The following is a 13402-nucleotide window of genomic DNA, read 5'->3' as shown; positions in this document are numbered from 1 at the left end:
CAGGCGATGTGCAAACCGCCGAGCCGGATCACCGCACCGGCCGATGGCAGCGACGTGACGCGGACCGAGTCGGATACCGCCAGCGTGCCGCGCCGGTGCAGACGAGGCTGAACCTCCGGCCCCGCTACTCCAGCGACCTGAACGCGACGTTCCTCGACGCCGAGGGCAAGCTGCAGCCGCTGGTCATGGGCTACTACGGCATCGGCGTGGGCCGCCTGCTCGGCTGCGCGGCGGAGGAGCACCGCGACGACAAGGGCCTGCGCCTGCCGGTCAGCATCGCGCCCTGCCACGTGTCGCTCGCGGTCCTGGAGGACATGGCCACCGAGGCCGGCGCCCTGACCCAGCGCTTCTGCGACGAACTGTGGGCGGCCGGCGTCGAGGTGCTCCGCGACGACCGGACCGAACGCGCCGGCGTCAAGTTGGCCGACGCCGACCTCATCGGCCTGCCGTTGCGCATCGTGCTGGGCCGCCGCGGCCTGGCGCAGGGACTGACCCGGCCGCCCGCCGCGCTGCCGGAAGCCACGCGGGACCTGCCCCGGTGTGCGCCTCGGTATGTCAATCGGCCGTCGCGTGCGCGTTGACGATGAGCGCGATCGCGGCGGTCAGCTGCCCCGCGAACCGGAGGTCGAGCCACTCGTCGGGCACGTGCAGGTTGGAATCCGGGCCGAGGGCGCCGGTCGCCACGAACTGCGCATCCGGACACCGCCGGCCGAGCAGTTCCATGAACGGGATGCCTCCGTCGATCCCGATACCGGCACACGGGTTGCCGAAGATGTGGTCGCCCACCTCCCCGAGCGCGTCGCTGAGCCAGGATGCCGGGGCCGGCGCGCTCCACCCGTTGATCAGCATCGGGTCCGTGACGTCGACATGCGCGCCGTGGGGCACGTCGGTGGTCAGCACCGCCACGAGGGCCTCGTAGGCCGCCCGGGCGTCGACTGCCGGCGGAATGCGGAAGCACAACCGCAGGGTGGTCGAGGCGTGCAGGACCGCTCCCGCCTCGGCGGCGTCGGGCAGGCCGGCCGCGCCGACCACGGACAGCGCGGGGCGCCAGGTGTTGTGCAGGATCAGCTCGACGTCGTCCTCCGCCTCCGGCCGAACACCCGGCAGCAGGGGGAACTGTGCGGCGATGCCCGGGTGGCGGGCAGCCAGTGCTTCCGCGCGCCGCTCGGCGGGAATCGGGGCATGGAATTCGGGGACGGCGATCCGGCCGGTGGCGGAGTCCTCCAGGCGATCCAGCAACTGTCGCATGACGCGGAAACTGCTGGGCACGATGCCGCCGGCGATGCCCGAGTGCAAAGAGCTTCCCGAGACCCGTACGGTGAGGGTGGCCATGATGGCCCCGCGCAGGCTCGAGGTGAGCCACAGCCTCTCGTGGTCGCGGCCACCGGCATCCAGGCAGAGCACCAAGGTGATGTCTCCCAGCCGGTCGGCGAGGTGATCCAGATAGGCGGCCAGATCGGGGCTGCCGGACTCCTCGCCGGTCTCCTCGCCGGTCTCCAGCAGCAGCACCGTCCGGGCGTGGTCGCCGCCGGTCGCACGCAACGCGGTCAGAGCCGTCGTCGCCGCATAGGCCGCGTAACCGTCGTCAACGGCACCGCGCCCGTACAGCCGTCCCTCGCGGACAACTGGCAGCCACGGTCCCAGCCCGGCGGACCAGTCACCGTGCGCCGGCTGCTTGTCGAGGTGGCCGTAGAGCAGGACGGAGCCGGTCGCCGTGGCACCGGTGGTCGCCGGCACGTCGACGTACAACAGTGGCGAGCGTCCAGGCAGGCACAGGATCTCGCACTGGACACCGGGCAGGCGCTGCGCCTCGATCCAGGCCCGCACATGATCGACGGCAGCCCGCAGATGACCGGCGCTCTCCCAGCCCGGGTCATAGGCGGCCGACACGGCGGGTATACGCACCAGATCGGCCAGACTGGACAGCACATCGCCGTTCCAGGCCCGCGCGATCTCGGCGCGGGCGCCGGCGACGTCCATGTTCTCCCTGCCGGCCGACTCGTCGAGGAATGCCGCGGAAATCGCAACGCGTCGCACCCGTTCGTCCGTCCTTCCGATGCATCTATCCATGCGGTCCTGTTTTGGCTTCCGCTGAGGGAAGGTTCCCGATCTATGCATGTACGACGAGTTTCCGCAGCGCTGCTGGCTGCGGGGGCGACCGCGGCGCTGGTGGCCGCGGGGACGGTGGGGGCAGACGCTTCCGCCCAACGATCAAGTACCGGTACGGTGCCGGCCGCACCCGCCGTGAGCACTGCTGCCACAAGCAAGCCGGTGACGGTCACCCTGATCACCGGCGACAAGGTCACCGTGTCCGCGGGCGGCACCGCCTTCGAGCCCGGCCCGGGACGAACCGCCATCCGGTCGCTGAGTTGGCAGGCGGACGGCCACCAGTATGTGGTACCCACTGATGCCATGCCGCTCGTGCAGCAGGGCAGACTGGACCGGCGGCTGTTCGACGTCAGTACGCTTCGCGACTTCGGCTACACCGGCGACAAGGACCTGCCGCTGCTCCTCGCGTACCCGAAGACCGGCAAGAGCAAGGGACCAGCGGCCGCACGGGCCGCAGTGGGCGCGACGGCCCGGCTCGGTCGCGACATGTCCAAAGTGAGCATGCTGGCCATGCGCGCCGGCCGACCCTCACGCACGAAGCTGTGGAGCGCGCTGACCACGAGCGCGGGTACGGGCCGCACATTGCGCACGGGCGTGGACAAGGTCTACCTGGACGGCAAGCTGCAGGTAAGCCTGGACGTCAGTGTGCCGCAGATCGGCGCCCCGGCGGCCTGGCAGCAGGGCCTGGACGGCACCGGCGTGACCGTAGCGGTGCTCGACACCGGCATCGACGCCACCCACCCCGACCTCGTCGGCAAGGTCGCGACGAGCCAGAACTTTACGACTGAGCCCAGCGCCGACGACACGTACGGCCACGGTACGCACATCGCCTCGACCATCGTGGGCTCCGGCGCCGCGTCCGGCGGAAAGTTCAAGGGCGTGGCCCCGGGGGCGAAACTGGCCATCGGCAAGGTCTGCGAAGGCGGCTGGTGCGACGAGTCGGCGGTGCTGGCCGGCATGCAGTGGGCGGCGCCGATCGCGCCGGTCGTCAGCATGAGTCTCGGATTCTCCGACGACGAGTCGGTCGACCCCCTCGAACAGGCCGTCAACGACCTCACTGACCAGTACGGCACGCTGTTCGTGATCGCGGCCGGCAACAAGGGCGGATGGGGCGAGGCCGGAGTCGACTCGCCGGCCAGCGCCGACGCGGCACTCGCGGTCGGCGCGGTGGACGCCGACGACGAACACGCCCTCTTCTCCAGCTGGGGCCCGCGACGGGGCGACGGGACGATCAAGCCGGACATCACCGCGCCCGGCGTGGCTGTCACGGCGGCGCGAGCGGCGAACGCCACCATCGGCGACCCCGCACCCGACGGCTACTCGGTCATGAGCGGCACCTCGATGGCCACCCCGCACGTCGCGGGTGCCGCCGCGATCCTCACCGAACAGCACCCCGACTGGTCGCCCGCTCGCCGCAAAGCAGTGCTCATGGGATCCGCGAACCCGAACGCGGACTCGGCCTACTACCAGGGCGCCGGCCGCGTCGATGTGGCGCGAGCCGTCCGGCAGACCATCTCGGTGGACGAGCCGAGCGTGAACTTCGGTGCGCAGGCATGGCCGCACGACGACGACGCGCCGCTCACCAAGACCCTCACCTACCGCAACGACGGCACGGCGCCGGTCTCGTTGGCCTTGGCCGTCGACGGAGACACCACCACGTTCACGGTTCCGGTGAGCACCCTGACCGTGCCGGCCGGCGGCACCGCCACGGCCGAGGTCGTCGCGACCACCAGCAACGCGGGCGCGGACGGCTACCGCACCGGCCGGGTCGTGGCGACCGCGGCCGGGGACCTGAGGGTCGAGACGCCGCTGGCGGTCCAGCGCGACCTCGAGACGCACAACGTCACCATCAGCCACATCGGCCGTGACGGCACGCCCAACCTCGACCACTGGGCCGCGCTCATCCCGCTGAGCGAGAACACGGGCGGCACCGTGCAGTTCTGGGACTACACGGCGCAGGAAACCCACTCGGTGCCCGCCGGTCGCTACGGCATGTTCAGCATGGTCTACGGCCCGGAGGGCACCACCATGCTGGTACAGACCACCCTCGTGGTCGACGCCGACAAGACGATCACCATGGACGCCCGCGAGGCGAAGCCGGTCGGCGTCACCGCGCCACGCGCCGACGCCAAGCAGGCCGCGGCCTCGGTCGCAGTGCAGTGGACGACCGATTCCGGCAGCATCGCCGGCACCTCGATAAGTTCGGCGGCGCCCGGCGACATGTTCACCGCCCAACTCGGCTCCACGACATCGACACCCGGCTTCACCAGCGTGGTGAGCAGTACCTTCGGCCGTTGGAAGAACGACGACGAAGGATTCCTCGACAGCCCCTGGTCCTACGAGACCGCCTACTTCCGTACGGGAGGCTTTCCCACCGGCTTTGTCAAGCAGATCACGCCGGCCGAACTGGCCACGATCAAGACCCGGTACGCCCGGAACGCCCGGAACGCCACGGGAGTCGCGGCGTACACCGCCAGCCTGGACTCCCGGACGTCCGTCTACGGCACCGGCATGCCGTTCACCCTGCCCTTCGAACGCACCACGTACGTCAACACCGACAGCGGCGTACGCTGGCAGAGCGACTTGCAGGAGAAAGTTCAGTCCGACCCGGAGTCGTTCCCGGAGATTCACTCGGTGACCTCCAGCGCCGCGCAGCAGTACACCGCCGGGCAGGTGTACCACCAGGACGGCAATACGGGCGTCTTCGCGCCGTCCACCACCGATGGTCTGTCCACCCGCGCGAAGAACGAGATCCTCATCGACGTCCCGCTGTTCAGCGACGGTGCGGGCCGTCAAGGCCGGTCCTGGGTCATGGACACCGCGCGTACGTCGCTGAGCGCCGGCTCGACCTCGTACGGCTCAGCCGCCGCCGACACCACCACGTTCAAGGTGCCCGCCGCCCGGCAGAACTACCGGCTGGAGATGTCGGCCGCCCGGTCCGCACCGTTCACGGTCAGCACCTCGGTGACCGGCGTATGGACGTTCAGCTCGCAAGCCGGTAGCAGTGTCCTGCCGCTGTCCAGCGTGCAGTTCAACCCCACCCTGAGCGCAACCAACCAGGCACCGGCCGGGACGTTCACCATCCCGGCGACCGTACGGCGGGCCGCCGGATCGGCCGCCGCACCCGCCAGATCACTGACCGCGGAGTACTCGGTCGACGACGGCAAGACCTGGAAACCGGCCGTCGTGGGGGGCTACGGTGACCAGCGCACGGTCCGGGTCACCAACCCGACCGGCGGCTACGTGTCGCTGCGGGCGACCACGATCGACACCGCGGGCAACACCGCGACGATCACGGTGATCCGGGCGTACGGGACCGCCTGATCTGCTCCCGGCGGGGTGGGCAGGAAAAATCCGCTCGTGTCCACCCCACCGGCGGGAGACCTCACCGGGACCACCCCCGACGACTCCATCGGGGGAAGAACGTGAGCTGCCGGCCGGTAGTGTGAGATCGCGAGAGGGAAACGCTCCCGCCGGCCGCCCGGCGGAAGACGCGGAGTCCGGCGGCGAGTCGGGCGGGCCCCTCCCACCAAGTTCGGCACGGCCGACGGATCGTCGAACCGGTCGGCATTGACGAAACACTCCGCGATCGTCAGGGAATCCGCCCCGCTGGCCAGAAAGAAGTCCGCCGCGCGGCGGCGCAGATCGGCCCGATCCGCGGCGGAGAAAGTGTTGAGCACTGCGCCGGCGATGACGGGGTGCCGGAACCGGCTGCCGGCCTACGACGGCACCATCGCGCACCTCATCCGCGACGGCGTCGCCGGAGGCATTCGCACCCAGCCCGGCGACCCGGCCAAGGCCGCCGCCCTGATCGTCGAGGTGACGGACGGCCCGACAGTGCCTCGCACCTGCTGGTCGGCAGCAACGCCTACAGCGCCTCGAGGTCAAGAACGCGACGGTCGCGGAGCAGACCGCTCCCTGGCGCGACAAGAGCATGGCCACCGCGCATCACGACGCCGTTTCCCCGAGCTCCTGATCCACACCCCCAGGAGGTTTTGCTGCTCGACCACGACGGTCTTCTCGGCCCACGGCAGGTGTACTCGCGCGGCAACACCAGCGACGACCCGGAACTCGTCCTACTCGCTGCCGCCGGTAGCGCCCTGTTCTCCACCCCGGAGTCCGAAGCACAAATGGGCATCGGCCATCCGGAGTTCGCCCGCGCCCGACCCTGAGCGTCGTACTCAGCCTGCTGCTGCCTGCTGGCCGTGCCACTGTTGCCGGAAGGATTGCGCGGCTCGACCACTGAGGCGAGCGGCCGGCTCGCCCCGGGCGGGCGGGACCAGAAGCCCCGCCCGCCCGGGCGCCGGATCTCGGGCCAACGGCTATCCGAAGCGATAGGCCCGGATGACGGTCTGCTCGAACGCTGACGTCCCGGCCGTCGCGGTCAGGCGCAGCGACACGAAACCGCTGCCGGCCGGATAGGTGACGGTGGCGGCGGTCCCGGCCGGGGCCGCCTCCCGCCAGGTTGCGCCGTCGTCGTACGACACCTGCGCGCTGAGTGATAGTGGGCGAACCATCGGGAGCGGGATCGCCCCGGCGGTCGGCGCAATGCGACCGGCATTCCACCTGAGGTGATTCGCCGGGCATACTCGTCCCTCGTGGTCGCCGACGGATCGGATCCGACGGAGAAGTCTCCCCCGTCCAGCAATCGATGGACCAGCAGATCCCCGGATTGCCCATCGATCTCGGCCTGTGCCAACGGTAGCGCGTCGACGATGTCGACCCGGCCGGTCAACGCCTGGCCCGCCTGCGGAACCGTCGTATATCTGGTCGACCCGGCCAAGACGAAACGCCCCGGACTCACGCCATGTTCACCAACCGTGAGGACTGGCGCGCGGACCCGTACCACCGTAGTCCCGGTGAGAACAAGACACTGCTCACCGTCTTCGGCGCGGAGCACATGCTCGGCGGCGTCTTCGGCTACGACGCCGGCGAGACCACGGACGAGAATCCTGAACGGGTCGCCGCCATCCGCGCCATGACCTGGGCGTACCTGCGCAGCGCCCTCGCGCCCGGCGACCCGTCCTGGGAACGGGCGGTGCGGGCCCTGCACGCTCGGAAAACCCCGTTCGCCCGCATCGATACCAGACCCGGGCAGTGACAAGCTGAGCACCGGAGCCACCATGGGCGTCAGCGCATGGTGGCTCCGCCGTTGACGACCAGCACCTGCCCGGTCATCGCCTCCGCGCCGGAGGAGGCGAGAAAGGCGACAGCGTTGGCGGTGTCCTCGGGCACGAGGCGGCGCTTCATCGCCTGCGTGGCGACCACGGCGTCGAACTGGGCGGGGTCGTTGACGCTCTGCGCGATCGGGGTGTCGGTCAGCCCCGGCGCGACGGCCGTCACCGCGATGCCGTGACCACCGAGCTCGGCGGCCAGAGTGCGGACGATGCCGAGCATGGCGCCCTTGGCGGCGACGTAAGGCAGGAACTCGGGGCCGGGCGGCGACCAGAGCGTGTCCGACCCGATCATGACGATGCGGCCGAACCCACGCTCGATCATGCCGGGAGTGAACGCCTGCGCGAGCCAGAGGGCCGCTTCGACGTTCACGGCCAGGAGCGTCCGCCAGCGTTGCGAGTCCAACTCCGCCAGCGACATCGGATCGATGACGGCAGCGGAGTGCACCAGGACGTCGACCCGGCCGTAGCGCCCGAGCACCTCCGTGGCAGCCTGCCTGACCCCGGCCTCCGAGGTCAGATCGGCCTGGATGTCCCCGCCACGACGGCCGAGCACGACCGTCCGGTAGCCACCGCCACGCAGAGCCACCGCGATGGCTCGGCCGATGGCACCTGTGCCGCCGGTGACGACGGCGATACGTTCTTCGCTGGTCATGGTTTGCGGGTCCTTTCCGAGCGGCGGACGGGCGATCGGTCCGGGCCGTTGCCGTCCGCCGCTGCGAGCGCCGACGAGGCCAGGAGCGTAAGTTTCTCGGCGGCCGCGGATCCGGGCCCGGCGACGTAGACAGTGAGCGTCATGCCGTCCGTACCGCTGATGGCGAGCCTTTCGCGCAGCAACGCGATCTCGCCGATCTGCGGGTGGTCGAACTCCACCGGGGTGCCGCGCTGGGAACTCACGTCGTGGCGGTGCCACAAGTCCCGGAAGCGCGGGCTGGCCACCGGCCACGGCACGCCAACGCCGTGTTCCACGTGCCTGCAGCGGCCCGGCCGCTGCTGCGCTCGGCTGCCGAGTTCCTGACCGAGCTCGGCCGCGACCCGTCGGGCAAGATCTTCCTCAGCTCCCAGCGGATCCATCTGGCCCTCACCGAGGCCGCCGAACGGTACGGCGTCGCGCTGCCCCGCCGGCCGGTCGACATGATCGCCCTGTGGCAGCTACGGGTGTGCTGTGGCCGGCTCGGCAAGTCGTTTCACCCCGACCCGCCCCACCCGCCCCGGGCGCCCGGGCTGGCCTGTCACACCGCGGTGCCGCCCGCGCCGGCCAGCTCGCCGGCCGGGCGGGCCGACGGCCCTCACCCTGGTCGCCGCGCGGCGAACAGCCGTACATCGTGCCCCGCCTGGTCCGCGCACACCTGGACCAGGCCAACGCATCGACGTCTCCCCTCAGTTCCCGCGCCGGGCGCGGCGGGCGGCGGCCAGGTCGATCGCCGCGGGCTCCAGGCCGGACGCGAGGGCCTCTTCCTCGCGCCGGCGGGCCTCGGCCCGCTTCCACCGGTCCAGGTCGAGCTGATACATCTCCTGGTCGTGGCGCACACCACGGCCGTGACCGAGCAAGCGGCCGACCATGATCGCGCGGGCCGCCGATCGCGATCGCGGAGCGGCCGGCTGTGACCGACGACTCCACGGTCATACGCGGGTCGCCCGATCGTGAGGGGCAGAATCGGTGCCGTGAAAACGGAGAACGCGCAGGTCGTCGTCGACGGCGGGCGGACACTTGAGTATCAGTGCAGCGGGCCGGAGGATGGTCTGCCGCTGGTGTTTCACCACGGGACGCCCGGGACCTTGCCGCCGCGTGACTTCGCGCGGGCGGCGCATGAGCGGGGGCTGCGCCTGGTCACGGTCAAGCGGCCGGGTTACGCCAACTCGGGACGGCGGCCGGGCCGTGCGGTCGTCGACGTTGTCCCGGACACGGCGGCGGTGCTGCGGGCGCTGGGCGCGGACCGACTCCTCCTCGCCGGCTGGTCGGGTGGCGGCCCGCACGCCCTCGCCTGCGCGGCGCGGCTGCCCGGGGCAATCCGCGCGCTGATCATCGCCGGGCTGGCCCCGGCCGGCGCCGATGGACTCGATTTCCGGGCCGGCATGGACGACGACAACGCCCACGAGTGGGATGCGGCCTTCCAAGGCGAGAGGGACCTGCGTACGTACGTCGACCCGATCGCACCCGCCCTGCTCGACGCGTTGACCCCCGACCTCGCCGCCGACCTGCTCCCGGCGCCCGACGCCGCCGCCATGACCCCCGAGTTCGCCGCGGACCTGGCCGCCGCCAACCGGGACGGCCTGCGCCCCGGCATCGACGGCTGGGTGGATGACGAGCTGGCGTTCACCCGGCCCTGGGGCTTCGACCCCGCCGAGATCGCCCTCCCCGTCAGCGTCTGGCACGGCCGCCGGGACGTCAACGTCCCGTACGCCCATGGCGCCTGGGTCGCCGCGCGCATACCCTACGCGTCCCTGCACCCCGCCGCCGGCGACGCCCACCTGTCGATCCTGGCCACCGGCACCGGGCGCATGCTCGACCACCTCACCGCCCGGACATAAGCGCGGCGCGGGCCGCGGGCTCCGGCCGCGGCGGCGCGGTTCCCACGGCTCGGGCCGCGGCGCCCCGGGGGCGGGGGGACCGCCCCAGCGGCGCGGTCCGGGCCTCAGCGGCGCGGTCCGGGCCTCAGCGGCGCGGTCCGGGCCTCAGCGGCGCGGTCAAGGTCCCCAAACGGCTGCCCCGGCCGGCCGCCGCCGACGACGTCGCCCAGCACCGCTGGACTCGCTACTGCACGACCGCCAGCGTCGACCTCGACATCCACCAGCTACGCCACGCCCACGCCACCGAACTGATCAACGCCGGGGTGTCGATCGAGGCCGTCCGCCGTCGGCTCGGCCACGCCTCCACCGAGACCACCCAGCTGTACGCGCTGATCGACAACAAAGTCGCCGACGACGAACTCCGCGCCGCACGGCGCCGCACACGGGCCAAAGGCTGACCGCCGACCCACCTCAAGATCCACTACCTTGCGGCTCGCCGTAGCTTCGGGAGTCCCGGGCCATCTGAGCGTGACGAAACCCCAGACCAGAACAGCGCGACCTGCTCGGTGTGCCGCGGGCCGGTCACCGTGGCCACGACCGGCCTGCCCCGCACCTACTGCTCACGAGCCTGTCAGCAGAGCGCCTACCGGAACCGGAACGCTTCCTGACCACCGTCCTGCGTCACTCGTGACGAACCTGCTGACAGCGAGATGACGAACGAGCGCTGACAACAACGCGTCGACTCCCAGCACGGTGGACGATCCCATCCATCGCGACGTCGTCACCTTTCTCGGCGAACGCGCGACGTACGGCAACCAGAACCCGGTCTCGGCTCTGCTCGCGTGTGCGGGGCGGCGGACGTTGGCATGAACGGGGTGCCCATGCCAGCGGGCTACACGACGGTCACCTTGATTCATAGTGACGTGACATTGGTCCGCTGACCGCAACAGCCGACCGGAGCTGGCCTGTGTCCCCACCTGGCCGGTACGCGCTCGGAGCCGACGCGAATCGCGGTAGCGGCTTCTGACGCCAGGCCGATCAACGGACGACCAAGTCGCAACGAGCATGGACAGCAAGACCTGCCACAGCGACGACGGTGCCACGGCGCTGAACGACGACGTAGCCCAAACGTTCGGCCTCCACCAGCACCGCACGAACCTCATCAACGCCTGCACCGAGGCTGCCCGCCAATCCTTCCAACGTCACCGACAGCACCCCGCCTGCGATCTGCACACGTCGCACGACCGTCTCCCACAGCGCTATCGCGACCGGCGAGAACCGCACCGCCGCCGCACCGACCCCCTGGCGCGGCGTCGCACCGGCCGGCACCCCGGCTGCTGCTTCCGCTTGGGCGAGTGCCCGGCGTAGACGGCTGGCGTGCCACGGTGCCAGCCTTCCGTCGGCCAGCTGCGCGGCGAGTTCCTGCAGCGCCAGCTCCCACTCACCCGCTGTCTGCGGATACCGGCGCTGCACGACACGTTCGACCACCCGCTCCGCCGGCTCGGCACGCACCACACCGGCCGCCACATCGGCCCGAAGCCGCCTGCTCGCGGTGCGGACCTCGTACGCGCGTTGCCGGCACGAGCGGTTGCAGTAACGCAGCATCCGCCCAGTCCCCGGCTGCTCGATCGAATGACCGCACCACTGACAAGGGCTTCGAAGTGGCCGCTCACGCACGCTCACCTACGCCACCGTAAACACCGATCGTCTCGGCGCCGATCGCCGCGCGATCGAACGTCACTGACGAAGCGAGGGACGTGGCAATGCCAGGGGGTGTGCCTCGCTCAGCAGGGGCTCTACGCAGTGTTGATTGCACATGGCGTGAGCTGCGCCATCACGGATCGCACTGCCTCGAGAGCGCCCATCGGCACCCCCACCCTTGTCCGGGCACGAAAGTTCTTCAGCTACATGTGAACGAACGTGCAGGCCGAGTAGCGGTCAGCCGAGCGATGGGTGGTTTCACGTCGGCTTGAACCCCCGCGCAGCCGGTGTGCCCCACATGCCGAGGTCGTCGAGGCTGCCAGCCAGCGGGTGCGGCTGGCCGGTCAGCGCGGCCAGGGCGGTGGCGACGGCCTGCAGGTCGGCTTTGATGTACGTCGTGGTGGCCGGGCCGGTGTTGTCGGTGTGCCCGGCGTAGGCGCGGGCGATGCCGTAGCCGAAGTTACGCTCGACCCAGGTCAGCGTGGTGTGGCGCAGCCAGTGCGTGGAGATGCTTTGCGCGGCCACCCATGGCAGCCGGTCGCCGAGGCGTTTCCACAAGTGGTCATAGCGGCGGGAGGTCAACGCCCGGCCGTCGCGGTATCGCAGCAGCCCGTCGGCGGGCGCGACCGCTCCACGAGATGCGGCGTGATCGGCCAGTCGTTCCGCCAGGGCGAGGGTGACCGGCTGCCAGCGTAACGTCTCTCCCTTCTCCCGCAGACGGACGAGGCCGCGTGCGGTGTCGAGGTCCATCAGCCGCAACGCCAGCGCTCCGCCTCGCCGGCAGGCGGTCTCGGTGTGCAGGCGCAGCAGCAGCGCGTCCAGGACCGCGTCGTTGCCACTTGATCGTGCCACCTGATTGATCTCGGTGATCTCGTCCGGGGTCAACGCCCGGCGTGGGCTGGGCAGCCGGCGAGGCTTGGCCACCTGATGCGCTGGACTCGCCCCCGTGGCGATGAGACCGTCAGCGATCGCCCGGCTGAAGAACGCGCGCGCCGCAGCGACCGCGTTCTCCCCCGCCTGCCGGCCGCCGCGGCCGTTACGGCGCTGCCGCGACGTGCGGGCACAGCGTCGCTGGAACGCCTCCACATCGGTGGCAGCGATCGACGCCACGGGCCGTTCGCCCCACGCGGCGGACATCCGGTTCCAGTAGGAGCCGTAGGTCCGGTTCGACGACGTGCTCGCGGCCGCCCGCACCCGGGGCAGATAGTCATTCACCGTCACTGCGGTCTGCGGCTGCGCGAGCTGCAGATCCGCCACGCTCACGCCAAGTTGGGCAAGGAGCCCGCGGGCGACGGCGACGAGACCGGGATCAGCCGCCACCGCTGACACCCTCACGGCGGTAGTGCCCGGCCAGCAGCTGCGCCACCACGGTATGCGGGTGAACCACCAGCACCCTGCTGTCCAAAGCCGCCACCAAGACCACGCGTGGGTCCTCGTCGAGGCCGAGCATGGCACGCGTTGAACCGGGGACTGCGAGCTCTCCCCGTACGCCGATCTTCTGTCGGCCGGTCGGAGAAGAACCGATGATCAGAGCATCGCCGGCTACCGTGAGATCCACACGCTGTTGCGCTGTCCAGCCCAGCACGCGGAGCAACACCCGGGCGGAGAACCGGCCCGAGGCATCCAAGCGGGCCATGTCCAGCAACAACGAACCCGAACCATCATCGACAGGCAGCACCGGGCGCAGCGGCTCCGGAGCGAGCAACGGCACCGACGGTCTCCGCCGGCGGGTGCCAGGCGGGATCAACGCGCCGACCGTCTGCTCGGCGTGCCCGGCACGCGCAGAACCTGACGAGCCCACGACGCCCATAGTGACGCCTCAAAGAGATCAACAACCTGATCAAGGCCAGGTTCGACCGTTCGACGGACCCGCCGCCGACTCCGCATCGAGAGCCCGGTGAAAACTC

Annotated in this window: 13 protein-coding genes; 5 read left to right on the top strand and 8 right to left on the bottom strand. The window is 70.8% G+C overall.

The genetic code is table 11. The annotated features are described in order from the left end of the window. Window positions 1-95 precede the first annotated feature (95 nt). Entirely contained in the window at window positions 96-581 is a 486-nt protein-coding gene (locus RBH18_RS39495) for a His/Gly/Thr/Pro-type tRNA ligase C-terminal domain-containing protein (RefSeq protein WP_372339055.1), read from the top strand. On the opposite strand, the gene RBH18_RS39490 is transcribed toward RBH18_RS39495, so the two are convergent. Continuing rightward, entirely contained in the window at window positions 556-2037 is a 1482-nt protein-coding gene (locus RBH18_RS39490) for a M20/M25/M40 family metallo-hydrolase (protein ID WP_306215634.1), read from the bottom strand. The two genes, RBH18_RS39495 and RBH18_RS39490, sit on opposite strands and share 26 nt — an antisense overlap. 234 nt (window positions 2038-2271) lie before the next feature. On the opposite strand from RBH18_RS39490, the gene RBH18_RS39485 reads away from it, so the two are divergent. Beyond that, a complete protein-coding gene (locus tag RBH18_RS39485; RefSeq protein ID WP_306215633.1) occupies window positions 2272-5433 on the top strand; it encodes a S8 family serine peptidase in 3162 nt (1053 codons plus the stop codon). Window positions 5434-6431: 998 nt separating this feature from the next. Here the strand turns inward: RBH18_RS39485 and RBH18_RS39480 are convergent. Beyond that, the gene (locus tag RBH18_RS39480) at window positions 6432-6626 is read right to left on the bottom strand and encodes a hypothetical protein (protein WP_306215632.1); all 195 of its coding nucleotides are present in this window, start codon (window positions 6624-6626) and stop codon (window positions 6432-6434) included. A gap of 290 nt (window positions 6627-6916) precedes the next feature. Here RBH18_RS39480 and RBH18_RS39475 point away from each other — a divergent pair, with 290 nt between their 5' ends. Next, window positions 6917-7210, top strand: coding sequence for a hypothetical protein (locus RBH18_RS39475; RefSeq protein ID WP_372339054.1), 294 nt, complete (start codon window positions 6917-6919; stop codon window positions 7208-7210). A gap of 29 nt (window positions 7211-7239) precedes the next feature. On the opposite strand, the gene RBH18_RS39470 is transcribed toward RBH18_RS39475, so the two are convergent. The 3 genes from RBH18_RS39470 to RBH18_RS39460 all read right to left on the bottom strand — a co-directional run bounded on the left by RBH18_RS39470 (window position 7240) and on the right by RBH18_RS39460 (window position 8834). Next, the gene (locus tag RBH18_RS39470; protein ID WP_306215631.1) at window positions 7240-7938 is read right to left on the bottom strand and encodes an SDR family NAD(P)-dependent oxidoreductase; all 699 of its coding nucleotides are present in this window, start codon (window positions 7936-7938) and stop codon (window positions 7240-7242) included. Continuing rightward, window positions 7935-8357 carry an MmyB family transcriptional regulator gene (locus tag RBH18_RS39465; protein ID WP_306215630.1) on the bottom strand — a complete coding sequence of 141 codons (423 nt, stop codon included), beginning with the start codon at window positions 8355-8357 and terminating at the stop codon, window positions 7935-7937. The genes RBH18_RS39470 and RBH18_RS39465 overlap by 4 nt, the downstream gene beginning before the upstream one ends. A gap of 306 nt (window positions 8358-8663) precedes the next feature. Next, a complete protein-coding gene (locus RBH18_RS39460) occupies window positions 8664-8834 on the bottom strand; it encodes a hypothetical protein (RefSeq protein WP_306215629.1) in 171 nt (56 codons plus the stop codon). Between the two features lie 114 nt (window positions 8835-8948). Between RBH18_RS39460 and RBH18_RS39455 the strand changes: the two genes are divergently transcribed. Both RBH18_RS39455 and RBH18_RS39450 read left to right on the top strand, forming a co-directional pair. Next, window positions 8949-9815: an alpha/beta fold hydrolase gene (locus RBH18_RS39455; RefSeq protein ID WP_306215628.1), complete on the top strand. Its 867-nt coding sequence runs from the start codon at window positions 8949-8951 to the stop codon at window positions 9813-9815. Further along, window positions 9698-10252, top strand: coding sequence for a tyrosine-type recombinase/integrase (locus tag RBH18_RS39450; RefSeq protein ID WP_306215635.1), 555 nt, complete (start codon window positions 9698-9700; stop codon window positions 10250-10252). Before RBH18_RS39455 ends, RBH18_RS39450 begins: the two co-directional genes overlap by 118 nt. A 580-nt stretch (window positions 10253-10832) precedes the next feature. Here RBH18_RS39450 and RBH18_RS39445 read toward each other — a convergent pair. From RBH18_RS39445 to RBH18_RS39435, 3 genes are all read right to left on the bottom strand, one after another. Continuing rightward, on the bottom strand, window positions 10833-11477 hold the full coding sequence (locus tag RBH18_RS39445; RefSeq protein WP_306215627.1) for a hypothetical protein: 645 nt from the start codon (window positions 11475-11477) through the stop codon (window positions 10833-10835). 276 nt (window positions 11478-11753) lie between these two features. Next, a complete protein-coding gene (locus RBH18_RS39440) occupies window positions 11754-12815 on the bottom strand; it encodes a tyrosine-type recombinase/integrase (RefSeq protein ID WP_306215626.1) in 1062 nt (353 codons plus the stop codon). Beyond that, window positions 12805-13206, bottom strand: coding sequence for a hypothetical protein (locus RBH18_RS39435; protein WP_306215625.1), 402 nt, complete (start codon window positions 13204-13206; stop codon window positions 12805-12807). The genes RBH18_RS39440 and RBH18_RS39435 overlap by 11 nt, the downstream gene beginning before the upstream one ends. Window positions 13207-13402 lie beyond the last annotated feature (196 nt).

Source organism: Actinoplanes oryzae (assembly GCF_030757795.1).
Taxonomy (GTDB): domain Bacteria; phylum Actinomycetota; class Actinomycetes; order Mycobacteriales; family Micromonosporaceae; genus Actinoplanes.
The sequence above is the reverse complement of the archived record's forward strand: the minus strand, read 5'-3'. Positions and strand labels throughout refer to the sequence as shown.

Bases quoted from the DNA above. Each gene is read 5' to 3' on its own strand.
- RBH18_RS39480 (WP_306215632.1), bottom strand. From the start codon at position 6,626: ATGGTTCGCCCACTATCACTCAGCGCGCAGGTGTCGTACGACGACGGC.
- RBH18_RS39475 (WP_372339054.1), top strand. From the start codon at position 6,917: ATGTTCACCAACCGTGAGGACTGGCGCGCGGACCCGTACCACCGTAGT.
- RBH18_RS39470 (WP_306215631.1), bottom strand. From the start codon at position 7,938: ATGACCAGCGAAGAACGTATCGCCGTCGTCACCGGCGGCACAGGTGCC.
- RBH18_RS39465 (WP_306215630.1), bottom strand. From the start codon at position 8,357: ATGGATCCGCTGGGAGCTGAGGAAGATCTTGCCCGACGGGTCGCGGCC.